This is a genomic window from Amycolatopsis heterodermiae, from assembly GCF_034929455.1.
Lineage (GTDB): Bacteria > Actinomycetota > Actinomycetes > Mycobacteriales > Pseudonocardiaceae > Amycolatopsis > Amycolatopsis heterodermiae.
Map to the genome: position 1 here is coordinate 1 of NZ_JAYFSI010000004.1, position 26390 is coordinate 26390.

The 26390-nt window shown below is 70.6% G+C and carries 28 protein-coding genes and 1 pseudogene; 20 read left to right on the top strand and 9 right to left on the bottom strand.

Going from position 1 to position 26390, the window contains the following annotated elements; translation table 11 throughout:
• Together VA596_RS18805 and VA596_RS18810 are read left to right on the top strand one after the other, a co-directional pair.
• A pseudogene (locus tag VA596_RS18805) lies at positions 1-943 on the top strand (glycosyltransferase); the annotation flags it as partial.
• A gap of 19 nt (positions 944-962) precedes the next feature.
• A complete protein-coding gene (locus VA596_RS18810; RefSeq protein WP_323328898.1) occupies positions 963-1976 on the top strand; it encodes an acyl-CoA dehydrogenase family protein in 1014 nt (337 codons plus the stop codon).
• On the opposite strand, the gene VA596_RS18815 is transcribed toward VA596_RS18810, so the two are convergent.
• Entirely contained in the window at positions 1973-2218 is a 246-nt protein-coding gene (locus VA596_RS18815; RefSeq protein WP_323328900.1) for a hypothetical protein, read from the bottom strand. The genes VA596_RS18810 and VA596_RS18815 overlap by 4 nt on opposite strands.
• A 142-nt stretch (positions 2219-2360) precedes the next feature.
• Between VA596_RS18815 and VA596_RS18820 the strand changes: the two genes are divergently transcribed.
• The 9 genes from VA596_RS18820 to VA596_RS18860 all read left to right on the top strand — a co-directional run bounded on the left by VA596_RS18820 (position 2361) and on the right by VA596_RS18860 (position 9942).
• Positions 2361-3125, top strand: coding sequence for an ESX secretion-associated protein EspG (locus VA596_RS18820; RefSeq protein WP_323328902.1), 765 nt, complete (start codon positions 2361-2363; stop codon positions 3123-3125).
• A gap of 129 nt (positions 3126-3254) precedes the next feature.
• Positions 3255-3704 carry a hypothetical protein gene (locus tag VA596_RS18825; protein WP_323328904.1) on the top strand — a complete coding sequence of 150 codons (450 nt, stop codon included), beginning with the start codon at positions 3255-3257 and terminating at the stop codon, positions 3702-3704.
• 3 nt (positions 3705-3707) lie between these two features.
• Entirely contained in the window at positions 3708-4277 is a 570-nt protein-coding gene (locus VA596_RS18830) for a DUF3558 family protein (RefSeq protein WP_323328906.1), read from the top strand.
• Between the two features lie 10 nt (positions 4278-4287).
• Positions 4288-5814 (top strand): hypothetical protein, encoded by a 1527-nt coding sequence (locus VA596_RS18835; RefSeq protein ID WP_323328907.1) that lies wholly within the window; start codon positions 4288-4290, stop codon positions 5812-5814.
• A 109-nt stretch (positions 5815-5923) separates the two neighbouring features.
• The gene (locus tag VA596_RS18840; protein WP_323328909.1) at positions 5924-6433 is read left to right on the top strand and encodes a YbaB/EbfC family nucleoid-associated protein; all 510 of its coding nucleotides are present in this window, start codon (positions 5924-5926) and stop codon (positions 6431-6433) included.
• A gap of 11 nt (positions 6434-6444) precedes the next feature.
• Positions 6445-7260, top strand: a complete 816-nt coding sequence (locus tag VA596_RS18845) for a WXG100 family type VII secretion target (RefSeq protein WP_323328911.1) — start codon at positions 6445-6447, stop codon at positions 7258-7260.
• 1 nt (position 7261) lies between these two features.
• The gene (locus VA596_RS18850; RefSeq protein ID WP_323328913.1) at positions 7262-8584 is read left to right on the top strand and encodes a hypothetical protein; all 1323 of its coding nucleotides are present in this window, start codon (positions 7262-7264) and stop codon (positions 8582-8584) included.
• Positions 8568-8987 (top strand): hypothetical protein, encoded by a 420-nt coding sequence (locus VA596_RS18855; RefSeq protein ID WP_323328914.1) that lies wholly within the window; start codon positions 8568-8570, stop codon positions 8985-8987. The genes VA596_RS18850 and VA596_RS18855 overlap by 17 nt, the downstream gene beginning before the upstream one ends.
• Positions 8977-9942, top strand: a complete 966-nt coding sequence (locus VA596_RS18860) for a hypothetical protein (protein WP_323328916.1) — start codon at positions 8977-8979, stop codon at positions 9940-9942. Before VA596_RS18855 ends, VA596_RS18860 begins: the two co-directional genes overlap by 11 nt.
• Here the strand turns inward: VA596_RS18860 and glfT1 are convergent.
• The 3 genes from glfT1 to wzm are packed head-to-tail and all read right to left on the bottom strand — an operon-like array spanning position 9936 to position 12613.
• Positions 9936-10844: a galactofuranosyltransferase GlfT1 gene (glfT1, locus tag VA596_RS18865; RefSeq protein WP_323328918.1), complete on the bottom strand. Its 909-nt coding sequence runs from the start codon at positions 10842-10844 to the stop codon at positions 9936-9938. The two genes, VA596_RS18860 and glfT1, sit on opposite strands and share 7 nt — an antisense overlap.
• Positions 10844-11659 (bottom strand): galactan export ABC transporter ATP-binding subunit Wzt/RfbE, encoded by an 816-nt coding sequence (gene wzt / locus VA596_RS18870; RefSeq protein ID WP_323328920.1) that lies wholly within the window; start codon positions 11657-11659, stop codon positions 10844-10846. The genes glfT1 and wzt overlap by 1 nt, the downstream gene beginning before the upstream one ends.
• Before the next feature lie 3 nt (positions 11660-11662).
• Positions 11663-12613 carry a galactan export ABC transporter permease subunit Wzm/RfbD gene (wzm, locus tag VA596_RS18875; RefSeq protein WP_323328921.1) on the bottom strand — a complete coding sequence of 317 codons (951 nt, stop codon included), beginning with the start codon at positions 12611-12613 and terminating at the stop codon, positions 11663-11665.
• A 143-nt stretch (positions 12614-12756) separates the two neighbouring features.
• Here wzm and VA596_RS18880 point away from each other — a divergent pair, with 143 nt between their 5' ends.
• From VA596_RS18880 to pseI, 4 genes are read left to right on the top strand one after another with little or no spacing between them, the layout of a single operon-like run.
• Entirely contained in the window at positions 12757-13383 is a 627-nt protein-coding gene (locus tag VA596_RS18880; RefSeq protein ID WP_323329717.1) for a glycosyltransferase family 29 protein, read from the top strand.
• A 33-nt stretch (positions 13384-13416) separates the two neighbouring features.
• Positions 13417-13851: a hypothetical protein gene (locus tag VA596_RS18885; protein ID WP_323328923.1), complete on the top strand. Its 435-nt coding sequence runs from the start codon at positions 13417-13419 to the stop codon at positions 13849-13851.
• Entirely contained in the window at positions 13852-14304 is a 453-nt protein-coding gene (locus VA596_RS18890; protein ID WP_323328925.1) for a GNAT family N-acetyltransferase, read from the top strand.
• 30 nt (positions 14305-14334) lie between these two features.
• Positions 14335-15384 carry a pseudaminic acid synthase gene (pseI, locus tag VA596_RS18895; protein WP_323328927.1) on the top strand — a complete coding sequence of 350 codons (1050 nt, stop codon included), beginning with the start codon at positions 14335-14337 and terminating at the stop codon, positions 15382-15384.
• On the opposite strand, the gene pseC is transcribed toward pseI, so the two are convergent.
• Positions 15381-16511, bottom strand: a complete 1131-nt coding sequence (gene pseC, locus VA596_RS18900) for a UDP-4-amino-4,6-dideoxy-N-acetyl-beta-L-altrosamine transaminase (RefSeq protein ID WP_323328928.1) — start codon at positions 16509-16511, stop codon at positions 15381-15383. The genes pseI and pseC overlap by 4 nt on opposite strands.
• Entirely contained in the window at positions 16504-17487 is a 984-nt protein-coding gene (gene pseB, locus VA596_RS18905) for a UDP-N-acetylglucosamine 4,6-dehydratase (inverting) (RefSeq protein WP_323328930.1), read from the bottom strand. Before pseB ends, pseC begins: the two co-directional genes overlap by 8 nt.
• A gap of 40 nt (positions 17488-17527) precedes the next feature.
• On the opposite strand from pseB, the gene VA596_RS18910 reads away from it, so the two are divergent.
• From VA596_RS18910 to VA596_RS18920, 3 genes are read left to right on the top strand one after another with little or no spacing between them, the layout of a single operon-like run.
• On the top strand, positions 17528-18274 hold the full coding sequence (locus VA596_RS18910) for a cytidylyltransferase domain-containing protein (RefSeq protein ID WP_410171899.1): 747 nt from the start codon (positions 17528-17530) through the stop codon (positions 18272-18274).
• Entirely contained in the window at positions 18271-19209 is a 939-nt protein-coding gene (locus tag VA596_RS18915; protein ID WP_323328935.1) for a spore coat protein, read from the top strand. Before VA596_RS18910 ends, VA596_RS18915 begins: the two co-directional genes overlap by 4 nt.
• 42 nt (positions 19210-19251) lie before the next feature.
• Positions 19252-20397, top strand: a complete 1146-nt coding sequence (locus VA596_RS18920) for an epoxide hydrolase family protein (protein WP_323328937.1) — start codon at positions 19252-19254, stop codon at positions 20395-20397.
• Between the two features lie 164 nt (positions 20398-20561).
• Here the strand turns inward: VA596_RS18920 and VA596_RS18925 are convergent, their stop codons facing one another.
• Positions 20562-21137 carry a bacterial proteasome activator family protein gene (locus tag VA596_RS18925; protein WP_323328939.1) on the bottom strand — a complete coding sequence of 192 codons (576 nt, stop codon included), beginning with the start codon at positions 21135-21137 and terminating at the stop codon, positions 20562-20564.
• Between the two features lie 134 nt (positions 21138-21271).
• Here VA596_RS18925 and VA596_RS18930 point away from each other — a divergent pair, with 134 nt between their 5' ends.
• Entirely contained in the window at positions 21272-22471 is a 1200-nt protein-coding gene (locus VA596_RS18930) for a cysteine desulfurase-like protein (protein ID WP_323328940.1), read from the top strand.
• Here the strand turns inward: VA596_RS18930 and VA596_RS18935 are convergent.
• Positions 22468-23445, bottom strand: coding sequence for an NAD(P)H-quinone oxidoreductase (locus tag VA596_RS18935; protein ID WP_323328943.1), 978 nt, complete (start codon positions 23443-23445; stop codon positions 22468-22470). The genes VA596_RS18930 and VA596_RS18935 overlap by 4 nt on opposite strands.
• Positions 23446-23527: 82 nt before the next feature.
• Here VA596_RS18935 and VA596_RS18940 point away from each other — a divergent pair, with 82 nt between their 5' ends.
• Positions 23528-25069 (top strand): M28 family metallopeptidase, encoded by a 1542-nt coding sequence (locus VA596_RS18940; RefSeq protein WP_323328945.1) that lies wholly within the window; start codon positions 23528-23530, stop codon positions 25067-25069.
• 51 nt (positions 25070-25120) lie between these two features.
• Here VA596_RS18940 and ypfJ read toward each other — a convergent pair whose 3' ends face one another.
• On the bottom strand, positions 25121-26053 hold the full coding sequence (gene ypfJ, locus VA596_RS18945; RefSeq protein ID WP_323328948.1) for a KPN_02809 family neutral zinc metallopeptidase: 933 nt from the start codon (positions 26051-26053) through the stop codon (positions 25121-25123).
• Positions 26054-26390: the final 337 nt, after the last annotated feature.

Genomic DNA, 26390 nt, shown 5'->3' on the forward strand with positions numbered 1-26390 from the left:
GCTGGAGCCGGGGCAGCCGGTGGAGCACTCGCTGACCACCGCGGACCTGCTCGGCGTCGACGAGGAAACGTTGAAGCCGAACCGGCAGGAACGGCGGCTGGACGCCGGGTACAACGGCTGGTGGTCTTGCCTGATCCCGTACGAGGTGGTGCAGGCCACCGGGTATCCGATGCCGTTCTTCTTCCAGTGGGACGACGCGGAGTACTCCTACCGCGCCCGCGCCCACGGCTTCCCCACCGTCACCCTGCCCGGCGCCGGGGTGTGGCACGCGGACTTCCACATGAAGGACTGGGACGAGTGGCACCGCTACTTCAACCTGCGCAACTCCATCATCACCGCCGCGCTGCACTCGCCGTTCAACCTGAACCTGCTCTCCCGGGTGCTGCTGGCCCAGCTGGTGCGGTACCTGCTGGGGATGCAGTACGGGCTGTCGGCCACGCTGATCAAGGCCGTCGAGGACTTCCTCGAAGGCCCTGAGGTCCTGCGCGACGGTGGCGTGGAGGCGATGAAGGAGATCCGCCGGATCCGGGACCAGTACCCGGAGACCAAGCGGCACAAGGCCACCGACGTCCCGGGCATCGCCTCCAACGACATCGGCATCATCAACAGCGCACCGCGGCCCAGCATGCAGCGCCTGGTGCTGATCAAGCGCGTGCTCGACCGCGTCCTCGGCCGCAGCCGCTTCGGGCTCGGCGCGGTGCCGATCGACGAGGCGAACTGGTGGCACATCGCCCTGTTCGACACGGCGGTCGTCACCGACGCGAACCAGGAAGGCGTCCGCGTCCGGTCCTACGACAAGGTCAAGATGTTCGACCTGGCCAAGCGCGGCGCGAAGGTCGTCCAGCGGCTGCGCAAGGAAGGCGCGGCGGTGCAGGAGCAGTACAAGCGCGCCATGCCGGAGCTGACCTCGCGCGAAAACTGGAAGCGCCTGTACAAGCTCTGAGCTGGGTTAGCCTGACCGCATGACCGATCTGGTGGCGCGTGCTCGGGCGATCGCCGACGACGTCCTGTTCCCGGCCGCGGCCGAGGTGGACGTCAAGGGCGAGGTGCCCCGGAGCCATTTCGACCTGCTGGCCGAACAGGGTTTCTACGGCTTGGCCGCACCGGTCGAGCTGGGCGGTGCGGGAGCGGACCTCCCGCAGCTGTCCGCCGTCGTGGAAACCCTGGCCGGCGGTTGCCTGAGCACGACGTTCACCTGGTTGCAGCACAACGGCCTGGTCGCCGGGCTGGCGCATTCCGCGTCTCCACTGCGGGAGCGCTACCTGGCGCCGCTGATCCGCGGGGAGGTGCGCGCGGGCGTCGCGTACGGCGGGGTGATCCCGAAGACGCCGCTCATGCGCGCCACCCGGGTCGACGGCGGGTACGCCTTCACCGGCCTGGCGCCGTTCGTCAGCGGCTGGGGCCTGATCGACGTGCTGCAGCTGTGCGGCCGGGACGGCGACAACCTGATCAGCGCGGTGGTCGACGCGGTCGCCGGACCCCAACTGGCGGTCCGGCGGCTCGACCTGGTGGCCGTCCAGGGCACCGCCACCGTCGCGCTGACCCTCGACGGCTACTTCGTCCCCGAAGAGCTCGTCTACGACGAAACCTCGCACGCGGAGTTCATCGCCGGGAACACCTTCGGGGCCCGGCTGAACGGCTGCGCCCACCTCGGCCTGGTCGGGCGGGCCACCCGGCTGATCGAGGATGCCGGCCAGCCGGACCTCGCGGCCACCCTGGCCGCCGAGCAGGCGCAGGTCCGCGACGCGCTCGACGAGGCGCTGGCCGCGGGCGACCTGGCGCGGTTGTTCGAGGCCCGGGCCGCGGGTGCGGAACTGGCCTACCGCTCGGCCGGCGCGCTCGTGGCGGCGGTGGGCAGCCGCGCGGTGCTGGCGGGCGAGCACGCGCAGCGGCTGGTCCGCGAAGCCACGTTCCTGCTGGTGGTCGCGAGCCGCCCGGAGATCAAGGCGGGACTGCTGGCGCGAGCCGCCCGCTAGGCGTGCATGCCGAAGATGTTCGTCTTCCGGTTGAGGTCGTCGACGTAGGCGGCGGCGACGTGGGCGAAGTTGATCGCCACCTCCGCGTCGTTCTTGGTCGTCACGGTCTCCACCGCGCCGGTCTTCACCAGCTGGGCGAGCTTGCCCGTCAGCTTCGCGGATTCTTCGGTGGTCAACGCGAACAGCAGCGGTTCGCCGCCGGTCGCGAGGTGCAGCACGAGTGCGGGTTTCTGGTCAGCCATGCACCCATCGGACCAGCGGCGATCTTCGCGCGGCAAGCGAGTTCGCTGAGGGCGCAGCAGGTTCCGCGTCCAGCTGCGGCACCCGTGCGCGGTGGACTACCGTTTCCCGGAGATCCGTAGACCCGCGGGGGAGAAACAAGCGATGCCACACACGTTCTCGCTGTCGCTGGCAGCGGTGGACATCCTGCTCGAGCAGCTGGGCCTCGGCCGCGCGCCGACGCCGTTCGAGGTCCCGCACGTCGGCACGACCGTCGAGCAGCGGGCGATGATCCGCGACGCCGTGGTCCGCGACCTCAGCGGGCGCGGACTGTGGCAGCGCGGCCGGCTCGACGCGGACACCGAGCTGGCGCTGGCCACCTTCGTCCGCGCCGGCCTCACCATCAGCGCGGTCGCCGAGCTGGGCGGCAAGCAGCTCTTCGCCCGCGTCGCCTCCGACGGCCAGTTCGCCGTGCTCGTGAAGCAGGACGAGAACCTCCTCGTCTTCGAGGAGGTGCGCCCGACTGGCATCGTCCCGGCGATCGTCGACCTGCTGCCGCTGACCCCGGCCGCGCCCGGCCAGTCGGTCACCATCTCCCGCCCGGCCGAGCAGCCCCGCCGCCCGCGCCGCGACGACGCGTACGACCCCTTCGCCGGCGTCAGCGGCCCGCGGTCGCACAGTGGCAGCGGCGGCCCGCAGGTCCGGATGATCGAGCGGGTCTTCCAGGAGCCGAAGAAGCGCATCGGCCAGTTCACCGCCCAGACCCGCGGCGGCACGTTCGCCCCGCTGGCCTGGTTCGACACGGACTCGGGCCGCTGGCTGATGTCGTCCCGCACGGCCGCCGACGGCCAGCGCTGGATCACCTACGCCCCGGCCGACAACGCCCGCCTCGCCCAGCAGCTCTACGCGCAGCTCGAAGGACAGTTCTGACCCTCGGGGAACCTTTCGCGGCGGCCCCGCGTCCCAGATGAAGATCGGTGAACGGCAGTTGCGCAGGGTGCCCGGCTAGTAGACTCCCGGGTGCACACGCACGGGCGAAGCGATAACGGGGTGGAAAGCATGTTGATTGCCGACGGCGGCGGTGGCGGGTCGTTCGCGGACATAGTCAACCCGCTCTCCTCGGCCGGCATGAGCGAGGCCATCAAGGGCGTCACCGCGGAGACCCAGAAGCTGGTCGACGCAGCCAAGAGCGGTGGTTTCAAGATCACGCCGGAAGGCGTCAAGCCGATCCGTGACGCGTTGACCGAGCTGGTCACCGACCTCGACGGCCTCAAGTTCACGAGCGTCTCGCTGGACCAGGCCCCTCAGCTCGGAAATCACCCGTACGGACACACCATCGCCCAGCACGACCAGAAGAGCGCCACCGAGGCCGAGAGTTCGGCGTCCGCCGTGCTCGACAAGCTCCGGCTGGTCGCCCAGCAGGCGGACGAAGCGCTCGCCCGGGCCGCGGGCCTGTACACGGAAACCGAGAACCAGGCGTTCTCCCAGCTGAAGACCGGTCAGGCCTGAGGAATGACGAAACTCTTCGTTCGTGTCGTTCTTCCCCTCGTGGCCGGCGGAGCGCTGCTGGCCGGGTGCACCAGCACCCAGGGCGGAACGGCCTCGCCCGCGCAGTCGCCGTCGGCCGGCGATTCGAGCGCCCCGGAGACCTCCGCGTCTGCGGGCGGCGGCGGGACCGAGTCGATCTCCGACCCCTGCACCCTCATCGAGGCGGGTGATCTGAGCAGCTACGGCGAGTTCAACCCGCCGGTCAGCAAGAAGCTCGGTACCGCGCGGTCGTGCTCGTACCAGAAGAAAATCGCCTCGGCCAGCGACGAATCCATCGTGGTCGGCGCGAACGTCCGTGACGACGCCTCGATCGACCAGGTCAACGACACCGGCGGCGGCGTGGTCGACAAGGACGTCAACGGCCGGAAGGCCAGGGAAGCGTCCGGCGGATCCGTCGCGGCGTGCACGCTCGGACTGGCCGTCGGAGCTTCGCGGGTGGACGTGGTGGTGACCACCGTCAGCTCGGCGGACCAGGCTTGCCAGATCGCCGAAGCGGTCGCCAAGGCCGTCGAGCCGCGGTTGCCGAAGGGATAGGGGAACCCAGATGAGCGCGCGACAGGGATCGCAGCCGAAGACGCCGGACAAGTCGCCTCAGGAAGTCCAGGACATGGCGCCCGCCGAGCGGGACGCCTACCTGCAGCAGAAGGCCGCGGAGGGTGTCGACCCCGGCAGCTGGCTGTTCGGGCCGGTCCAGCAGTGGATCGCCCAGGCGCAGGCGAAGAACCAGTCCCAGGAGATGGGCGACAAGAACGTCGCGGCGGCCACCAAGGGCCGTGACGTCGAGTACGTCTCGGGCCTGAACGCGCCGAACGCGGACTACAAGGGCAGCGACCACGCCCAGCTCAAGGCCTACCTCGACAGCAACCTGAACGTCGACCAGGTCTCCGACGTCTCGACCGCGTACCACGAGGTCCACAAGGTCTTCGAGAAGTTCGGCACGTCGATGAACACGGCCGTGAACGCGTCCAAGGGCACCTGGGAAGGCAGCGCGGCCACGAACGCGCAGTCCTACTTCACCAGCCTCGGCAAGTGGTCGGACGCGAACGGGCAGAACGCGAAGCTCGCGTCGGAGACCATCTACGACCAGGGCCAGGCGGCCGCCACGGCCAAGAACGCGATGCCGGCCCCCATCCCGTTCAGCTGGACCGACGAGATGAAGAACTGGGCGACGTCCAACCCGTTCAGCCTGCCGGACAACGTCGACAAGTCCATCCAGAAGCAGAAGGACAGCCAGGCGGCGCACGACGAGGCCGCCGGCGTGATGTCGACCTACGACAAGAACCTCTACGAGGCCGCGTCGAAGCAGCCCGCCTTCGCACCGCCGCCCAGCTTCAGCACCGGGGGCGGCAGCGGCGACCCGAACGGGCCCGGCGACCGGAACGGGATCAACACCCCGTCCGGTGTCGACATGCCGGGTGCCAGTTCGGTGAACACGCCGGGTGGCAGCCACAGCAGCAGCAGCAGCAACACGGGCAGCAACTTCACCAGTGGGAACATCCCCGGCACGAACGTCACCCCGCACATCTCCGGGCCCGGCTCGACCACCGGCGCCGGGTTGCTCCCGGCGGGCACCACCACGCCGTCCGGCTTCCAGCCGGGCGGGGTGCCGAGCGGCGCGACGTCGAACCCGAACAACAGCGCCATGGGCGGCATGCCGATGAGCCCGATGCCGATGGGTGGCGGCATGGGCGGCGGTTTCGGCGGCGACGAGGCCTACAACTCCAAGATCGGCGGCGGCGCCGGAGGCGGTGGCCGGGGCGGTTCCGGCTTCGGGCCCGGTGGCTCCGGGGCCGGCAGCGCGACCGGCGCGGGAGCCGCCTCGGGCGCGGCCCGGCCGGGTGGCATCGGCGCGGCCGAAGCGGCCGCCGGACGTGGCATGGGCGGCCTGGGCGCGGGCAGTGGCGCCGCGGGCCGCGGTGGCATGGGCTCGGGCGGCGGTTTGGGCCGTGGCCAGAAGGGCGAAGGCGACGAGGACACGGAGCACTCGCGCCCGACGTACCTGGTCGAGGGTGACCCCGACGAGGTCTTCGGCACCGACATGCGCACCGCGCCGCCCGTCATCGGCGAATAACGGCAGACGCGCAGAGCCCCGCACCGGACCCCGGCGCGGGGCTTTTCGCATCCACGCTGGTCACGGAACCAGTAACCTTCGCGGCGCGTCGGACAGCGGGGAGGCCGGGATGACACCTGAGGAATGGCTGGCGAACTTCGAGACGAAGATCGCCGAGGTGCGCGAGAAGGCCGAAGAGTTCCGCGTCGGGCTCGAGGCCGCCGGCACCACCGTCACTTCGCCCGACGGGACGATCCGCGTCGGCGTCGCGCCCAACGGCTCGCTGACCGACCTGCAGCTCTCCGACGCCGCGGTGGCCGGCAAGTCCGGGGCCAAGCTCGCCGAGGAGATCCTCAAGCTCGCCCGCAAGGCGCAGCGTGACGCCGCGGTGAACGTCGCGGCCGCGTTCGCGCCGCTGGGCGGCGACTCCGAGGCCATGCACATGGTCACCGGCTACGTCCCGCCGGAGGAACCCGAAGAGCCGCCGGCGCCCGAGCCGATCCGCGAACGCCGGCTCTGGCAGCACGAGGAGCCGGAAGCCGCACCGCCGCCACCACCACCTCCGCCGCGTCGCCCGGCACGCCCACCGCGTGACGACGATGACGACTTCGGCGACTCCGCCATCATGCGCCGCGACTGAGGGGACCCGACATGACCACCGCCACGTCCGGCACCGGCATCTTCGACACCTACTCCGGCCTCGTCGACTCGATCACCGCCGACTCCGAGTCCGAGGGTGCGCACGTCCTCGACGTCTCCATCAACGCGGCCGGCGCCGTCGTCGACACCATCGGCGCCGCCGCCGACCCGCTCGGCGCCGTCCTCAACGCGGGTGTCGGCTGGCTGCTGGAGCACATCAGCTTCCTGCGCGAGCCGCTGGACGCCCTGCTGGGCAACCCCGACGAAATCAACGCCAACGTCGACCAGCTCAAGTCCGCCGCGGCCGAGATGCACACCGTCGCCCAGGAGCACCGGGACGACCTGCGCAGCGTCGCCGAGTGGACCGGCCAGGCCGCCGACGCGTACCGCGACAGCCTCACGAAGATGGCCGAGGAGCTCGAATCGCTCGGCAAGACGCTCGACGGGACGGCGGCCGTCGCGGGCATCTCCGGCATGCTCGTCTGCACCCTGCGCGGCATCGTGTTCGGCCTGATCTCGTCGGTGATCGCCGAGCTCATCCGGGACGCGCTGATCGCGGCGGCCTCGGCGGTGTGCACCTTCGGCGGTTCGATCGCCGCGTTCTGCGGGGTCGCGTCGGCCCGCGCCGCGGCGACCGCGTCGAAGATCGCCGGCAAGATCAGCAAGCTCCTGGAGGGCTTCGCGCGCCAGGGCGGCCGGCTGGCCAAGCTGCTGGAGGCGATGGAGAAGCTCACCAAGGGCCTCGACCGGTTCTCCACGGTCGGCGGCCTCGCGATGGGCGCCTACCAGGCCGCGAAGCCGTACGGCACGCAGCCGTCGGAGGCGTGACATGGCGACCCACCACACGAGCACACCGCACCACACCAGCACGCCCCACCACACGGACACGACGCCGTCGCACCACGAGACGTCCACCCCGCACCCGGCGCGGGAGCCGCACCCGACCGGCGGCGGTTCCAGCGGCGGCGGGTACGCGCTGCACACGGACTCGCTGCACACCATGGAGAGCAACCTCGGCGCCACGAAGGACAAGGTGCACGCGGTCGGCCGGACCGTCTCCGGGGCCAACTTCGGCGCCCAGTCGATGGGCGTGGTCGGCTCCACGATGACCGGGACGCTCAACACCACCGTCTCGGCGGCCAAGGAACACGTCACCCGCGCGGGCAAGGCGGTCGAGGACGCGGGGGCGCGCACCAAGGCGGTCCGCGAGCACTACCAGACCACGGAAGCGAACGCGGCCGACACGATGACCGCGGCGGGCAAGCACGTAGACGCGCCGAAGGCGGGCGGCTCAGCCCCACCGCCGCCCCCGAACGACGGTGGCGGCCCACCCCCGCCGCCCCCACCGGGTGGTGGCGGCATGCACAACAACCAGGGCCACCACGCCACCGACGCGGAACTGGACGGCCAGTACACCCGCGACTCGATGCAGACGCGCCCGACGTCGACGGACAACCAGATCCGCGACGCGGCCAGCAGATTGGGCTACGACCCGGACCGCCACCTGGCCATGACGCTGCAGCCGACGGCGAACCTGACCCCGGCCCAGCGCGCGGAGATCGTCGCGGTGCGCAACGAGCTGCACGCCGACCCGGGCGAGATCATGACGAAGGTGGTGAAGCCGGAGATGGGCGAAGCGACGCTGCAGAACAAGACCAGCTACGTGGAGCTCAGCACCGGCGACACCAAGACCTTCGACCCCGGCCAGGTCGGCGGATCGGTGGCGCGCGGCAGCGACACCGCCCAGTACGGAACTCCGGCCGAGTACCGGGGCAAGCTCGCGCTGGACGACAACGGCGCCGGGTGGACACCGATCGAAGCGGGCGCGCCGCACGCGTACCAGGTCAGGTACCCCGGCGACTCGAACAAGATGGAGATCAGCTACGGCGGTACGGATGCCGGGACCGCGCACGAGATGCAAGTGCTTTCCGGCCAGCCGGCGCCGCGTCCGTGGGATCCTCCGTTCCTCGGAACGGGCTACACCGGCGGCGGGGTGCCGGAGTGGATCCAGACGCGAGCGGACTACCGTGGCCGGGCCGAGATGTACCTCGTCCACTCGGACGGGACGGAGTCCTTGGCCGGGGTGTACCTCCCGGACCGGGGTTGGTTCGACGTACGTGGCCGAGGAGGCTCGAGTGCCGGGACACCGTAGGATTTCCCCCGCCGAGTACGCGGTGTTCCAGGGCGAGGTCCACCCAGCTGCCGAGCGGGTGCCGGCCGACATGCAGCTCTACCGGAACGGCACGCCTTGGCGGTTGGTGCCGATCGCCGATCTTGACGAGTGGTACACCGTCCGCACCTACGGCACCTTCCTCGAGCACGAGTTCGAGATCTACCACGAAGAAGACGACACGTACTTCATCGGAGTGGTCGGGCGGGGCGACGGGCACTGGCTCGCCGAGACCTGGGCCAAGCCGGAGGAACACCCCGAGGTCGGCTTCCAGCGAATGGACCAGTTCACCTTCGAAGCCACGGTGCCGAAGCACCTGGTCACCGGCTTCCGTGAAGAGCGCACCGACCACCTGAACCGACCGAAGGAAACCGATGAGTCCTGACGCTCCCGCCGGTCTGGCGGGCGGCACCGTGGTGCAGCTGCCGGTCAAGCCCGGCCTCGTCGGCCTCTACCTCGGCAACGTCGTCGTGCCCGGGCGCTTCGAACCCCACCGCGTCCAGGGCTTCGCCGGGCGCGCCGAGGACGTCGCCGAACTCGACACCGCCGCCATGATCCGGAACTACGGGCTGGCGAAGATCCCCGGCTGGGGGCCGCTCGACGCGCTTTACCTGCTCAGGTTCGCGGTCGGCCACACCTTTCCGTTCCGCACCTCCTACGGCGCGTCGGACCGGGAGATCGCGGCCGAGTTCGGGGTTGCGCGGGTGTACCCGCCGCCGTTCCTCGGGACCGGGTACTTCCCCGGCGTCGACCACCCGCTGCCGGAGTACGTGCTGCGGCTGGTCGAACTCCCCGTCGGCGCGGAACTGGTCGTCCGCACGGCGGAAGGGGAGACGCGGCTCGGGCAGTACCACAGCCGGAAGGTCGGCTGGATCCCGGAACAGAAGGACGCCTTCGGCGAATCGACCTTCTTCCCGCCGCCGGTGTCGTTGCCGCCGCTGGTGCGGCGCGGGTACACCGCCCGGTACCGCGGGGGCGACTTCGACGCCGAGTTCGCCGGACCTGGGCGGCTCGTGCTGCACCCGTTGCCCGGTGCTCCGGCGCCGGCCGACTTCGGGGAGACCTACGGCTTCCGGATGAAGGCCGTCGACCAGGTCGAACTGGACGAGCTCACGTTCGTGCGGACGCTGTGCCGCTGGCGCGGTGGCACCTTCGAGGTCCTCGGCCGGACCCGGGACGCCGCCGACCTGATCCTCGTCGACGAGGACTTCCTGACCGCGCGCGACCTCGGTCTGTCCGAAGTGGACTACCGGGTGTGGCGGCAGACCGTGCCCGCCGCCGAACTCACCGACGTCCGGACCGAAGCCGTTCCGGTGCCGCTGGAAGGGCGGTTTCAGTAGCGGTAGAACTTCTCCGCCCGGCCCTGGCGGACGAGCTTCAGCCACTGCAGGAACGCCTTCGGGTCGCGCTTCACGCCGACGAAGTACAGGCCGAAGCGGACGACCTCCAGCGCGCCGATCTTACGCATTCCCGGCTGCGACAACAGGTAGCCGCGGTTGCGGTAGGTGTAGTAGCGCTTGACCTCGTTCTCCGGGTCCTGCGCGTGGAACTTGCCGCCGAGCATCGGCTTGAACTCGTCCGAGCCGTCCGGGTGCAGGTACTTCGTCTTCAGCGACGTGCCGAACGGCAAGCCCGAGCGGGCCAGCCGGCGGTGCAGCTCCACCTCGTCGCCGCGGAAGAACAGGCGCAGGTCCGGCACGCCGACGACGTCCAAAGTGGACGCGCGGAACAGCGCGCCGTTCATCAGGGACGCGATGCCCGGCAGGAAGTCGACCCCCAGCTCGGACTGCGAACGCTTCCACGTCAGGCCGCGGCGGAGCGGGAACGCGAGCTTCTCCGGGGCGTCGATGTTCGACACCACCGGCGAGATCTCGGCCAGGCCCCGCTTCTCCGCTTCCTCCAGCAGGATCGCCAGCACGTTCTCGTCGGCCGGGCGGCCGTCGTCGTCGGCCAGCCAGACCCAGTCCGCACCCATCGACAGCGCGTGCAGCATGCCGAGCGCGAACCCGCCGGCGCCGCCGAGGTTCCGGTGCGACGGCAGGTACGTGCAGGGCAGCGGGTAGTTCTCCACGACCTCGCGGGCCGAGTTGTCCGGCCCGTTGTCGACCACCACGAGGTGGTCGACCGGCCGGGTCTGGGCCGCGATGACCTTCAGCGAGTCCGCGAGCAGCTCCCGCCGGTGCCGCGTGACGACCACGCCGACGACCGCGCCGTCGGGCAGCTGCCGGGTCTCGCTGGCCATCATTCCCCGCCGTTCGTCGTCGCCACCGGCTCGATGCCCAGCCGCTGCAGCGTTTCCTTGCTCATGTCCGCGAACGGGTCGCGGCCCTTGTACCCGGTGAGGACGTCCCGCAGCGTGCCGTGTTGCTTGAGGTGACCCTCGTCCATCCAGATGGCCGAATCGCACAGCTCGAACAGGAACTCGTCGGAGTGGCTGGCGAACACCAGGATGCCCGAGCGCTTCACGAGGTCCTTGAGGCGATCGCGCGCCTTGTTGAGGAACGCCGCGTCGACCGCGCCGATGCCCTCGTCCAGGATCAGGATCTCCGGGTCGATCGAGGTGACGACGCCGAGCGCCAGCCGCACCCGCATGCCGGTGGAGTACGTCCGCAGCGGCATCTGCAAGTAGTCGCCGAGCTCGGTGAACTCCGCGATGTCGTCGACCCGCTTCTCCATCTCCTTGGCCGTCATCCCGAGGAAGAGGCCGCGGATGATGATGTTCTCTTCGCCGGAGATCTCCGGGTCCATGCCGATGCCGAGGTCGAAGACCGGCGCGATCTTGCCGGTGATCCGCGACGAGCCGCGGGTGGGCTCGTAGATCCCGGCGAGCAGGCGCAGCAGCGTGGACTTGCCGGCGCCGTTGTGGCCGACCAGGCCGACGCGGTCGCCCTCGCGGAGGTTGAGGGTCACGTCGTGCAGGGCCTCGATGATCGGCACCTTGGTGTCGGTGCCGATCTTGCCGCCGACCTTGCCGAGGACGCGCTTCTTCATCGACCGCGTCTTCGCGTCGAAGATCGGGAAGTCGACGAACGCGTTGTGGACGTCAATGGAGACCATGTGTCACACCCAATAGGAGACGCGGGCACGGTAATTGCGCATCGCGACGAGCGCGAGCGCCCAGCCGACGATGGTGAGGGAGCCGACCACGATCCAGCTCTCCGGGGAGAACTCCTGCCCCAGCAGCGGTGCGCGGGTCACCTGCATGAAGTGGTACAGCGGGTTCGCCTTGATGATCGGCAGGATCCACGACGCCACGCTGGCTCGTGAGCCGCCGGCCAGGAGCTGGTCGACCGGCCAGACGATCGGCGTGCCGTAGAACAGCAGCTGGATCAGCGAGTTGATGACCTGCGGAATGTCGCGGAAGCGGGTCGAGATGATGCCGAACAGCAGCGTCACCCAGCCGGCGTTCAGGGCCAGCAGCAGGAAACCGGGGATGGCCAGCAGGATGGTCCAGCTGAGGCCCGGGTGGCAGATGCCGCCGGGCACGCAGACTCCGTTGCCCAGCGAGTACTGGTTGCTGAGCGCTTTGAAGAAGATCGCCACCACGGCCACGTAGACGATCATGTTGTGGGCCAGCAGCAGCGTCTGCCGCCAGACCGTCCGCAGGACGTACACGCTCAGCGGCGCGGGGAGCTGCTTGATCATCCCCTCGTTGGCGATGAACGTCTCCATGCCCTCGGACAGGCAGCCGCTGATGAAGCCCCAGATGATGAACCCGGTGGAGATGTAGGGCAGGAACACCTCGACGGGCACCTTGAACAGCTGCGAGTACAGCAGCCCGAGCCCGAGCGCGATGACCGCCTGGCTGATCGTGATCCAGAAGGGCCCGATCACCGACCGGCGGTAGCGCTGCTTGATGTCCTGCCAGCCGAGGTGACCCCACAGCTCGCGGGCTCGGAAACCGGCCTTGATGTCGGCGAAGGCGCGCGAGAACGTCTTGCTGTCCGACGTCGGCGGGGCCGGCGTCGCTACGGGTGAGTCCGCGGCCTGAACCGTGCTGGTGGCATGCACGTGGACGAGGGTACCGATGGGATGTGCGGCGTCCTGGCCACCCCGTCGCTGTGGTAGACGTTCTGACCGCTATGCGGCGGCTCGAGCGCTGCGTGCTGGTACTTTCTCGGCTTATGACTGCTGCTCTCGGCGCGGCGAGCTTGATGGTCAACCTGCTCGCGGCCTACGCCGACCGGCCCGACCCGCGGTCGGTGGCCGTCGTCGGCAACCAGCCGCTGCCCCCCGACCCCCAGCGGGCCAAGGCGATCGACGCGTGCGACCTGGTCATCCGGGTCAACGGCTTCGTCGTCGACAAGCCCGGCGAGGAGGTCGTCGGCTCACGGACGCACGTGGTGGTGTTCAACCGGGCGATCCGCGCGACGCCGTACGTCTTCCAGGACTACCGCAAGCGCCTCTACCTGCTGGTCGAGCCCGGCCGGATGCACTGGGAACCCGAGGACCTGCCGGGCTGGTGGCCCGCCGACCTCGGCGCGGTCCCGGTGTCGAACCGCGAGGTCGTCCTGCCCCTCTCGGACGCGCTGGGCCTGCCCACGCGCGACGAGCCGACGTGGTCGACCACCGGCACCCTGGCCGCCTGGATCGCGCGGACGTCGTTCCCGGGCGCGCAGCTGGTGCTCACCGGGTTCTCGTTCATCGACAACCCGGACCAGACGTCGTGGGAGCACGCCGCCGGCGACTCCTGCATCGTGGGTCCGGAGCACCAGATCGCCGCCGAAGGGCGGCTGCTGGACTCCTGGACCAAGACCGGTGACACCACTCTCCTGCGCTGACGCGCGTCCCCACCCCACGTAAGGAACACCCCCATGGCAGTGCAGAAAATCGGCAGAGGCCTGCTCGACCGGATCGTCCGGGTCGTCGACTTCCGCGTGGACGAGCGCACCCGCGTGCTCGCCGACCGGGTCAACAACCTCGAGCACGCCACCGCCGACCACCGGCGCCGGCTCGACAGCGCCGAGCACAACCTCGAGCAGGCCCGTGGCGACCTGGGCTGGGCCCGCGCCGAGCTCGACCGGCTGATCCCGCACGTCGCCGCCCAGGAAGGCCGGCTGGAGACGCTGCGCGAGTCGATCTCGCTGGTGCCCAACAGTGACACCCCGCAGCTCGCCGAGGCCCGCACGCTGATCGAGGAGATCCAGCGGCAGCACGCGCAGATCCGGGTCCGGCTGGCCGGCATCTCCCGCTACGAAGACCGGCTGCGCCGCCTCGAGGACCGGGTCGAAGAGCCCGTCGCCCAGTAGGTGCGTGCCCGGGAGGCCGCCGAAGCCGACGCCGAGCTGCTGCTGGGCTGGCGCAACGACCCGCGCACGCGGCAGTCGTCCCGGTCGACGGCGGTGGTCACCCTGGCCGAGCACCTCGGCTGGCTGCGCGGCGTGCTGGCGGACGAGGAGCGGCTGCTGCTCGTCGTCGACCACGAGGACGCGCCGGTCGGCACCGTCCGGTTCGACCGGCGTGACGGCGACGGCTGGGAGGTCAGCATCACGCTCGCCCCCGAGAGCCGCGGCCGCGGGCTGTCCGGGGCGGTGCTCGCCGAGGGGGAGCGGGCGGCACGGGAGCGCCTCGGCGTCCGGGTCGTGCTGGCCGCCGTCCACCAGGACAACACCGCTTCGGCGAAGCTGTTCGAGCGCGCCGGGTACGCCGAAGCCGCGCCTGCCGTCAGCGGCTTCCGGCAGCTGCGCAAGACTCTGGGGTGACCTGACGTTCAGCCCGGGGAGGCGGCACCCATGCACGACATCCGGTTCGGCGCGCACCAGATCGGCCCGGGTCACCCGCCGTTCGTGATCGCCGAGATGTCCGGCAACCACAACGGCGACCTCGACCGGGCCCTGGCCATCGTCGACGCCATCGCGGAGACCGGCGCGCACGCGGTCAAGCTGCAGACCTACCGTCCGGACACGATCACCATCGACGTCGACACCCCGGCGTTCCGGATCGGCGACTCGCACTCCCTCTGGGGCGGCGAGAATCTGTACAAACTGTACGAAAAGGCCCACACGCCCTGGGAGTGGCACGCGCCGATCTTCGAGCGCGCCCGCGCCAAGGGCCTGGAGATCTTCTCCAGCCCGTTCGACCCGACCGCGGTCGAGCTGCTGGAGTCGCTGGACGCGCCGGCGTACAAGATCGCGTCGTCGGAGATCGTCGACCTGCCGCTCATCGACCTCTGCGCGCGCACGGGCAAGCCGCTGGTCATCTCGACCGGCATGGCGAACGTCGCCGAGATCGACGCCGCGGTCCGCACCGCCCGCACGGCGGGCAACGACCAGCTGATCGTGCTCGGCTGCACGGCGAGCTACCCGGCGTCGCCCCGCGAGAGCAACCTGCGCGGCCTGCCGCTGCTGGCCGACCTGACGCAGACGCTGGTGGGCCTGTCGGACCACACCCCCGGCATCGGCGCGCCGGTCGCGGCCGTCGCACTGGGCGCGGTGGCCATCGAGAAGCACGTCACGCTGGCCCGCTCCGACGGCGGTGTCGACTCCGAGTTCTCCCTGGAGCCCACCGAGCTGGCCGCGCTGGTCGCGGAGACGCACCGGGCGTGGGAAGCGCTGGGCGAGCCCGTGCTGGGCCCGCGCGAGAGCGAGAAGGAGGGCCTGCGGCTGCGCCGGTCCCTCTACGTCGTCGAGGACGTCCGGGCCGGCGACGAGGTGACGACCGCGAACGTGCGGTCGATCCGGCCCGCCGGCGGGCTGGCCCCGGCCGAGATCACCGCCGTGGCAGGGCGCACCTTCCGCGTCGACGCCGCAAAGGGCACGCCCCTGACCTGGGACCTCGTCTAGTAGAACGCGCGCACGGCGTCGACGACGCGGTCGACGTCGGCGTCCGTCAGCGACGGGAACAGCGGCAGCGAGAGCTCCTGCTCGTAGTACGCCTCGGCGTTCGGGCAGAGCCCGCGCCGGTAGCCGAGGTCCTCGAACACCGGGTGCCAGTACACCGGGATGTAGTTGACCTGGACGCCGATGCCGACCCCGCGCAGGTGCTCGAACAGCGCCTTGCGACGGCCCTCCAGCACCCGCAGCGGGTAAAGGTGCCAGACGGGGTCGGCGCCCGGGCGGCTCGGCGGGGTCGCGACGCCGTCGACGTCCGCGAACGCGGCGGTGTAGCGGGCGTGGATCTCGGCGCGGCGCTTCTTGAACTCCGCGAGCCGGGTGAGCTGGCTGCTGCCGAGCGCGCAGAGGACGTCCGGCAGGCGGTAGTTCAGCCCGAACTCGTGCACCTCCTGGTGCCAGCCGCCTTCGTCCGGGTAGCGCTGCTCGGCGCGGTCGCGGACCAAGCCGTGGTTGCGGAACTTCCGGGCGCGGTCCAGCAGGTGCGCGTCCGGGGTGACGACCGCGCCGCCCTCGGCGGTGGTGAGATTCTTGGTCGGGAAGAACGAGAAGGTCGTCAGGTCGGCGATCGAGCCCACCGGACGCCCCTGCCACGCGCCGCCGACGGAGTGCGCCGCGTCCTCCAGCAGCAGCGCCCCGGCGTGGTGCGCGAGCTTGCCGAGGGCGTCCAGCTCCGCGGGGTGACCCGCGTAGTCGACGGCGGCGACGACCTTCGTGCGCTCGGTCACCGCGGCGGCGGCCGCTTCGACCGCGAGGTTCCCGGTGTCCGCTTCGACGTCGGCGAAGACCACCTTGGCGCCGAACAGCGCCGCGGTGGCGGCCGTCGCCACGAACGTCATCGGGGAGACGACGACCTCGTCGCCCGGCTTGATGCCCGCGGCCGCGTAAGCGACGTGCAGCGCGGCCGTTCCCGAGGTCACGGCCACCGCGGGGGTGCCGCCGGTGTGCGCCGCGAGGTCGGTCTCGAACTGCTGGACGGCGGGCCCGGTGGTCAGCCAGTCGCCGCGCAGCACCGCGACGACCGCCTCGATGTCCGCGTCACTGATCGACTGGCGGCCGTACGGCAAGAAGTCAGCCATACTGCTCGACCAGTTCGCGCAGCTCCTCCGCGTCCAGCCACAGGTCGTTCGTGTCGGAGCGGTAGGCGAACCCGTCGGGCATCGGCTTGCCGTCCGCCGGCGACTCGTAACCCCAGCCCGCGAGGTGCGGCTGGACGACGTAGCGGTCGGCCAGCTGGACCGTCCGGCGCGCGTCGTCCGGCGCGATCATCTCCTCGTGCAGCTTCTCGCCGGGCCGGATGCCGACCTCGTGCATCTCGCTGCCCGGCGCGATCGCCTGCGCCAGGTCGACCAGCCGCATGCTCGGGATCCGCGGCACGTACAGCTCACCGCCGCGCATCTGGTCGAACGAGTCGACGACGAACCGCACGGCCTGGGGGAGCGTGATCCAGAAGCGCGTCATCTCCTTGTGCGTGATCGGCAGCGACTCGCCCTGCTCGGCGAGCTTGCGGAAGAACGGGATGACGCTGCCGCGCGAGCCCATCACGTTGCCGTAGCGGACCACCGAGAACCGGGTCACGTGCGCGGCCGCGTAGTGGTTGCCGCTGATGAACATCCGGTCCGCGCACAGCTTCGTGGCGCCGTACAGGTTGATCGGGCTGGACGCCTTGTCCGTCGACAGCGCGACGACCTTCTTGACGCCCGTGTCGATCGCGGCCTCGATCACGTTCTGCGAGCCCATGACGTTGGTCTGGACGAACTCGAACGGGTTGTATTCACCGGTGTCGACCTGCTTGAGCGCGGCGGCGTGCACGACGTAGTCGACGCCGTGCATGGCGCGCTCCAGCCGGCGCCGGTCCCGGACGTCGCCGATGAACCAGCGCAGGCGCGGATCGTCGTTGAACAACTGCCGGGCTTCGTACTGCTTGAGCTCGTCGCGGGAGAGCACGACCAACCGGCTCGGGTTCAGTTCGGCGAGGGCGTGCGCGATGAACGCCTTGCCGAACGAACCGGTCCCGCCGGTGAGCAGGATGCTGGAGCCATCCAGCTCGGACATCGTTGACCTCCGCGTTTGGGGTTGGGTGCCGTCGGACATCATGTCACCCATGCGTGGAGCGCCCGGTGTCAACGCCGTCATCCAGGCCCGGTCGACGTCGACCAGGCTGCCCGGCAAGGTGCTGCGCCCGCTGGCCGGCCGCAGTGTGCTGGGCTGGGTCGTCCGGGCCGCGGCGACCGCTCCCGGCGTCGACCAGGTGATCGTCGCGACCTCCGCTGACGCCTCGGACGACGCCGTCGCCGCCGAGGCCGCTTCGTGTGGTGCCGCGGTCGTGCGAGGTCCGCTCGACGACGTTCTCGCCCGCTTCGCGCTCGCCCTCGACGAGCACCCGGCCGACGCCGTGATCAGGCTCACCGCCGACTGCCCGCTGCTGGACCCGTCGCTGATCGGCCAGCTCGCGACGCTCTGGCGGGCCCAGCCGTCGCTGGACTACGTCAGCACGACGCTCGTCCGGACGCTGCCGCGCGGGTTCGACGCCGAGCTGGTGCGCGCCTCGGCCTTGGCGGAGCAGGTGGCGACGGCGACCGGCGCGCACCGCGAGCACGTCACGTCGGGCATCTACTCGCAGCCTTCGCGCTATGCGTGCACCGGGATCGTGGTGAGCCCGGCGGCCGACGACCTGCGGGTGACGTTGGACACCGCCGAGGACTGGGCGCTGCTGGAAGCGGTGGTGGCCGAGCTGGGCGACCGCGTCGGCGACTGGCGTGCCGTGGTCGCGCTCCTGCGCTCGCGGCCGGACCTGGTGGCGCTGAACGCCGAGGTCGAGCAGAAGAAGGTCGGCCAGTGAGGCTGCTCCTGCGGGCGGACTCGTCGGCGTCGATCGGCGCCGGGCACATCGCGCGGGTGGTCGCGTACGCCGAGCGCGCGGTGGCGCGCGGCTGGGAGGTCGCGTTCGCCGGGAGCACGGCGAACGCCGAGTGGCTCGCCGCGCGGTTCGACGAGCTGGGGGTCGCGCGGGTGCCGTTCGCCGCTGCCGGGTTCGACGCGGTGGTCGTCGACCACTACGGCCTCGGTGACCTGCGCGAAGAGGTCAACGCGGCCGGGGCGAAGCTCGTCTCGATCGAGGACGGTGGGTTCGGCCGACGGCCCGCCGACGTCGTCGTCGACTCGAGTTTCGTGCCCGGTCCGCGGCCGGACGACGGCTCGGACGTCCTGCTGCGCGGCATCGCGTACGCGCCGTTGCGGGACGTCGTCCTGCGGACCCGCCGGGTTTCCGCCGCGCCGCCCCTGCACGTCACGGTGGTCCTCGGCGGCGGCGCCGAGTGGACGAAGACGGTCGAGCTGCTGCTTCGCGCCCTTCGTGACACGGAACTGCCGTTCGTGGCGGACGTCCTGGTGCGGGGTGAGCCCGTGCTGCCCGCCCTGCGGCCGGACCAGTCGATCCGGGTCGCGGCGCCGAGCCCGGCGTTGCCGGAGCTGTTCGCGACCACCGACGTCGCCATCAGCGCGGCGGGCGTGACGTTCGTGGAACTGTGCTGCGTCGGCGTCCCGACGGCCGCGGTGCAGCTGGTCGACAACCAGGAGCCGGGCTACCGGGGCGCGCTGGAGCTGGGCCTCGCGGCCGGGCTGGGCCACGCGGACACTCTCGCGTCCCGGCTGCCGGAGGCGACGGCGGTGGTGCATTCGCTGCTCTCCGACGCCGAGCTGCGCCGGACGTTGTCCGCGACGGTGTCGTCCACAGTGGATGGTCGCGGCGTGGATCGGGTGCTGGATTCCCTCTGATCGAGGACTCTCGCTGTCCGCGATCGTTCATAGGGTCGTGGCATGACGATCACCCCGTTCCGCATCGACGTCCCGCAGGCCGATCTCGACGACCTCCGCACGCGGCTCGCGAACACCCGCTGGCCCGACCAGCCCGCCGGCGCCGGGTGGCGGCTCGGCGCGCCGGTGGACTACGTGCGTGAGCTGGCGGAGTACTGGCGCGTCGGCTTCGACTGGCGGGCGCAGGAGGCGCGGCTCAACGCCTTCCCGCAGTTCACCACGACCATCGACGGGACGAACATCCACTTCCTGCACGTCGAATCCCCGGAACCGGCCGCGACGCCGGTGCTGCTCACGCACGGCTGGCCGGGCTCGATCGTCGAATTCCTCGACGTGATCGGGCCGTTGACGGACCCCCGCGCCTACGGCGGCGACCCGGCGGACGCGCTGCACGTCGTGGTCCCGTCCATCCCCGGCTACGGGTTCTCCGGCCCGACCCCGGCACCGGACTGGGGACCGGACCGGATCGCGCGGGCCTTCGCGGACCTCATGTCCAGCCTCGGTTACGAGCGTTTCGGCGCCCACGGCGGCGACTGGGGCGCGATCATCTCGCGTGAGCTGGCGGTCCAGTTCCCTGCGCGAGTGCTGGGCATTCACGTGACGATGCTGGCTTCGGCGGTCGCCCGCAGCGAAGCCGACTTCGAGGGGTTGAGTGGCGCGGAACTGGTTGCGGCGCAACGATCCTTGGAGAAGGGTCGCAAGTTCTCGTACGAGGGCACGGGTTACGCGATGATCCAGTCGACGAAGCCGCAAACGCTGGCGTACGGCCTGCACGACTCACCGGCGGGCCAGCTGGCGTGGATCGCGGAGAAGTTCCGGTCGTTCTCGAACACGACCGAGGACCTCATCGACCGCGACGACCTCCTGGCGGACGTCTCGATCTACTGGTTCACCGGCACGGCCAACTCGTCAGCCCGCCTGTACGCGGCGCTGACCGGAGGCTGGGGAGCCCCGCCACCCCCGAACACGGTCCCGACGGGAGTAGCGGTCTTCCCGGACGACATCGGCCTGCCGATCCGGACACTGGCCGAGCGAACGGACAAGATCGTCCACTGGACGGAGTTCCCCCGAGGAGGCCACTTCCCGGCCTTGGAGGAACCGGACGCGCTCATCGGCGACATCCGGACGTTCTTCCGCTCCCTGCGCTGAAGGCTCCCGGCCGCTCGAGAGGGACCAGACATCCCCCACCGCTCCCAGGGGGGCGTCCCCACGTCCAGTCTATCGGCCACCCCGGACCGAACCCGCGAAAAGCCGGTTGTCCACAGGAGTTGTCCACATCACCGCGAGCCTGTGGACAACCCTGCGGACCAACCTCAGAGGTACTGACCCGTCCCGGAGATCCCCGGTCCGTGCCCTTCGTGGCCCGGCATGCCCGCAGCGGCCGCCGAAGGCCCGGCCGGCAGGCCCCGGCGCATCTGCTCCAGCTGGACCCGCGCCGCCATCTGCTGGGCGAACAGGGCGGTCTGTATTCCGCTGAACAACCCCTCCAGCCAGCCCACCAGCTGGGCCTGCGCGATCCGCAGCTCCGCATCCGACGGCGTCGAGTCGTCGGTGAAGGGGTGGACCAGGCGGTCCAGCTCGTCCCGCAGCTCCGGCGCCAGCGAGTTCGACAGCTCCTTGACCGAGGTCTGGTGGATCTCGCGCACGCGGTTCCGGGACGCGTCGTCGAGCGGGGCCGCGCGGACCTCCTCCAGGAGCTGCTTGATCATCGTGCCGATCCGCATCACCTTGGCCGGCTCTTCGATCAGCTCGCCGACTGCCTCGGCGTGCTCGGCGCCCTCGAGGGGTTCGCCGTCCGGTCCGACTACCACCACGTGGGGTGAAGATTCTTGGCCGGCGTCACCCGCTGTGCCCGATTCCCGGAAGTTCGGCTCGGTCATGTGCTCCATCCTGGCCCGTGATCACCACGCTCCGCGACGCCCGCGGGGTGTCCGTGTCCGAGCGTAGCCGCAAACCGCTCTCCCGGTGGTTCTCCACCCAACCCCGGGCGCACGGCGAAACCGCACGTCCGTACGGTGTCCCCATGGCGTTCGACGTCGCTCGTATCCGTGGGCTCTTTCCCGCGCTGGGTGACGGCTGGATCCACTTCGACGGTGCCGCCGGAATGCTGGTCCCGGAACAGGTCGCTTCGGCTGTTTCGACGGCGATGCGAGCCCCGGTGTCGGGGCCGGGTGGAGCGTTTCCGGCCTCACAGCGCGCGGAAAGCATCGTGACCGCGGCCCGCAGGGCCGTGGCCGACCTGGTCGGTGCCGACCCGGCCGCCGTCGTGCTCGGACCCAGCGCGCCGGTGATGCTGCGCCGGCTGTGCGACGCGCTCGCCGAGCGGTGGACGATCGGCGACGAGGTCGTCGTCTCCCGGCTCGACGAACAGGCCAACCTCGCGCCGTGGCAACGCGCCGCGAAGCGCGTCGGCGCGGTCGTGCGCTGGGGTGAGATCGACATCGAGACGTGCGAGCTGCCCGCGTGGCAGTACGAGCAGCTCGTCTCGGCGCGCACGAAGGCCGTCGCGGTCACGCTCGCCTCGGGGTCCGTCGGCACCCGGCCGGACGTCCCGACGATCATCGAGTTCGCCAAGCGCGTCGGCGCGCTGGTCGTCGTCGACGCCACGTACGCCGCGCCGTTCCTGCCGCTGGACATCAACGCCCTCGGCGCCGACGTCATGGTCGTGTCCGCGCAGGCGTGGGGCGGCCCTTCGGTGGGTGCGCTGGTGTTCCGCGACCCCGAATTGATCGAACGCATCTCGTCCGTCTCGCTCGACCCGGCGGCGCGCGGCGCGGCCCGGCTCGAGCTGGGTCCGCACGCCTACCCGCTGCTGGCCGGGCTGATCGCGTCGATCGACTACCTCGCGGGCCTCGACGACGCGGCCGCCGGTTCGCGGCGCGAACGCCTCGTCACCTCGCTCGGCTCGGCGAAGTCGTACCACGCCGGGCTGCTCGCGCAGCTGTCGACGGAACTGCTGTCGCTGCGGCACATCATGGTCATCGGCAACGCGATGCGCCGGATTCCCGCGCTCGCCTTCGCCGTCGCCGGCAAGAAATCGCCCGAAGTCGCCGAATACCTGGCCTCGCAAGGGCTGTGCGCCTTCGCCGACGACGGTGCGGCCGGCGTCTTCGCGTCACTCGGCGTCGGAGAAGTGGGCGGCGCCGTGCGGATCGGGCTCGCCCACTACTCCAACGTCTTCGAGATCAACCAGCTCGTGCGGGTGCTCGAAGAGCTGCGCTAGGACTTCGCGGTCAGCAGGATCTTGCCGAACACACTGCCCTCTTCCAGCGCCCGGTGCGCGGACGCCGCTTCGGCCATCGGGACGACCTGGCCGATGATCGGCTTGACGGCGCCGTCGGAAACCAGCGGCCACAGGCGTTCCCGGACGTCGGCGACGATCGCCGCCTTCTGGTCCAGCGGCCGGAAGCGCAGGCCCGCCGCGAACACGTCGGCCCGCTTGCCGAGCAGCGCGCCGACGTTCAGCTCGCCCTTCACCCCGCCCTGCATGCCGATGATCACGAGCCGCCCGTCGGACTTGAGGACGTCGACGTTGCGGCCCAGGTAGGACGCGCCCATGTTGTCGAGGACGACGTCCGCGCCGCCGGTCTCCTTGCGGAGCACCTCGACGAAGTCCTCTTCCTTGTAGTTGATCGTGATGTCGGCGCCGAGCTGGCGGCACCGTTCGAGCCGCTCCGCCGAGCCGGCGGTGACCGCGACGGTCGCACCGAGCGCCTTGCCCACCTGGATCGCGTGCGTGCCGATGCCGCCGGCGCCGCCGTGGACCAGCAGCACCTCGCCCTCGGTGAGCTTCGCGTGCATCACGACGTTCGCCCACACCGTGCAGGCGACCTCGGGCAGCCCGGCCGCGGTGATCAGGTCGACCTCGCCCGGCACCGGCAGCAGCTGCCCGGCCGGGACGACGGCCTTCTCCGCGTAGCCGCCGCCGGCGAGCAGCGCGCAGACCTCGTCGCCGACGTTCCAGCCCTCGACTCCCTCACCGAGTTCGGCGATCGTGCCGGAGCACTCGAGGCCGATCGTTTCGCTGGCGCCGGGCGGCGGGGGATAGTGCCCCTGCCGCTGGAGCAGGTCGGCCCGGTTCACGGCGCTCGCCGCGACGTCCAGGAGGACCTCGCCGGCGCCGGGCCGCGGATCCGCGACCTCCGCCCATTCGAGAACGTCCGGCTCACCTGGCTCACGGATGGTGATCGCGTACATGCAACGACCGTATACCGGTGGGTGAGAGTCCCGCCGAATGACGCATTGACGTACCTCTCATATCGCACAAAAGTGAGCAACCATGTCACTCTTCCGAAAAAGACTCGTCCCACCGGTGGCCCTGGCCGCCTGCGCGACGCTCGTGCTCGGCTTGACCCCGGCCGCGGCGGCCAACACCGCCCCCGACGGCCCGGCGCTGGCGAAACAGCTCGTCAAGAAGGTCGACATCAACGGGGTCAACCGGCACCTGATCGCGCTGCAGCGCATCGCCGACACCAACGGCGGTACGCGGGCGGCCAGCACCGAAGGCCACAAGAAGTCCGCGGAGTACATCGCCACCAAGCTCGAGGCGGCCGGCTTCCAGGTGACCCGCCAGGAGTTCCCGTTCACCTACGCGGAGACCCTGGCCGAGAAGCTCACCGCCGGCGGCAGAGGCGTGCCGGTCATCGCGATGGAGTACACGCCGTCGACCCCGGTCGGCGGCATCACCGCGCCGCTGTCGGTCGTCGCGGTCGACGACACCAGCGGCTGCGAGGCCACCGACTACACCGCCGACGTCGCCGGCAAGATCGCGCTGATCAAGCGCGGCGGCTGCCCGTTCGCCCAGAAGCAGGCAACGGCCGCTGCGGCGGGCGCGATCGGCGCCATCGTCTACAACAACACCGACGGCGACCTCAACGGGACGCTCGGCGACCCGGCCGCCGCGAAGATCCCGACCGGCGGCGTGACCGCGGCCGCGGGCGCGCAGCTGGCGACGCTGGGCGGCCAGTCCGTGACGCTGGAGCTTCGGGCCTTCCAGGAGGCGCGGACCAGCTACAACGTCATCGCCGAGACCAAGTCCGGGCGCAAGGACAACGTCGTGATGCTCGGGTCGCACCTCGACAGCGTCCCGGCCGGCCCCGGCATCAACGACAACGGCACCGGCTCGGCGACCCTGCTCGAGACGGCGTTGCAGCTGGGGAGCAGCCCGAAGGTCAACAACGCCGTCCGCTTCGGGTTCTGGAGCGCGGAGGAGTTCGGCCTGATCGGCTCGACCTACTACGTCGACTCGCTGAGCTTCGAGCAGCAGCTCGACATCGCGCTGTACCTGAACTTCGACATGATCGGCTCGCCGAACGCCGGGTACTTCGCCTATGACGGTGACAACTCCGACGGCGTCGGCGCGGGCCCCGGCCCGTACGGCTCGGCGCAGATCGAGAAGACCTTCGTCGACTACCTGCAGGCCGCGCGGGGCGTGTCCCTCGAGGGCACCGACTTCACCGGCCGCTCGGACTACGGCGAGTTCATCGCCGTCGGCATCCCGGCCGGCGGCCTGGACACCGGCGCCGAGGTCCTGAAGACCCCGGCGCAGGCGGCGAAGTGGGGCGGCACGGCGAACATCGCGTTCGACCCGTGTTACCACCAGGCCTGCGACAACCTGGGCAACATCGACCGGGTCGCGCTGGACCGCAACGCGGACGGCGTCGCCTGGGCCCTCGGTGTCTACGCGACGAGCACCGAGACGATCAACGGCGTCAAGCCGGGCAAGGCGAAGACGGTCAAGCAGAAGGCCGCCGAACGCAGCGGGCAGCGGAACTTCTCCGCGCACGCTGTCGCCGGTGACCCGCACGCGCTGACTGCGTAGTGACACACAGAAGGGGCCGTCCCGGGTTCGGGACGGCCCCTTCGTCGTGTGTTAGCCCAGGTTGTTGGTGCCGAAGGTGTCGCAGCGGGCCGGGTCACCGGTCTGGAAGCCGGTGGTGAACCACTTCTTGCGCTGCGCGGACGTGCCGTGGGTGAACTGCGAGCTGTCCACCTGGCCGCCGCCGAGCTTGGTCTGGATGTAGTCGTCGCCGATCCGGGACGCCGTGTCCAGCGCGGACGCGATGTCGTCCTGCGTGATGTCGACGATCAGCGGCTTGCCGGTGTCGGTCGGCGTGGTCGTCGCGTGGTTGCCCCAGACGCCCGCGTAGCAGTCGGCCTGCAGCTCGAGCCGGACCGAGCCCGACGTCGGGCCGGTGCCGGTGCCCTTCTTGGACGTGCCGAGCAGGTTCTGCACGTGGTGGCCGTACTCGTGCGCGAGGACGTACGCCTCGGTGAACTGGCCGCCCTGCGCGCCGAAGCGGGTCTTCAGCTCGTTGAAGAAGCTCAGGTCGATGTAGACCTCGGAGTCGGCCGGGCAGTAGAACGGCCCGGTGTCCGAGGTGGCGCTGCCGCACCCGGTGCGGACGCCGCCGTTGAAGAAGTTCGTCGGCGCCTTCCGGTAGGTCGAGCCGGAGCGCGCGAACTGCTGTGACCAGTAGTCCTGGACGGAGTTGACGATCGCGACGATGGCGCAGTCGTGGTTCTTGTTCGCGTCCGCGCCGGTCTTGCAGGTGCTCGCGAGCTGGGAGTTGTCGACCTGCTGCCCGGAGCCGACGCTGCCGAGCCCGCCGCCGCTGCCCAGGTTCACCGCCCCCGGGCTGATCCCGCCGAGCTGCGAGATCACGAAGTAGATGATCAGCCCGACCACGCCGAGCCCACCACCACCGAGCGCCACGCGGCCGCCGATCCCGCCGCCACCACCACCGCTGCCGCGCATGTCCTGGACTTCGGAAGCGTCCAGGCCCGCATCGTCGTCGAATCTCACGCGGCAGATCGTAGCCGGACACGGTCCTGGGCGCGGCCATCGAACTGTGGCCACGCCCAGGACTTGTACCGAGGTTGTCTTCTAGTAGAGCGGCTGGCCGCGTACGGACCGGCGTTCAGGCGCTGTCGCCACGGCTGCTGAGACCGCGGCCTGACACAGGCCCGATCGACGCCGAATGCGTGAACGCATGGAAGCCCGCGCGGTGCTGTTCGCAGTGAGGCCGGTTCGGGCCTCGGTCACGACCGACCCGGTAGGTGTCCGTTCCGGTCGCGGGTACGCAGCTGGCGGTCAACCGCGAAAATCACCCGTCACGCAACCACCTGACCTCTCTGGCGGG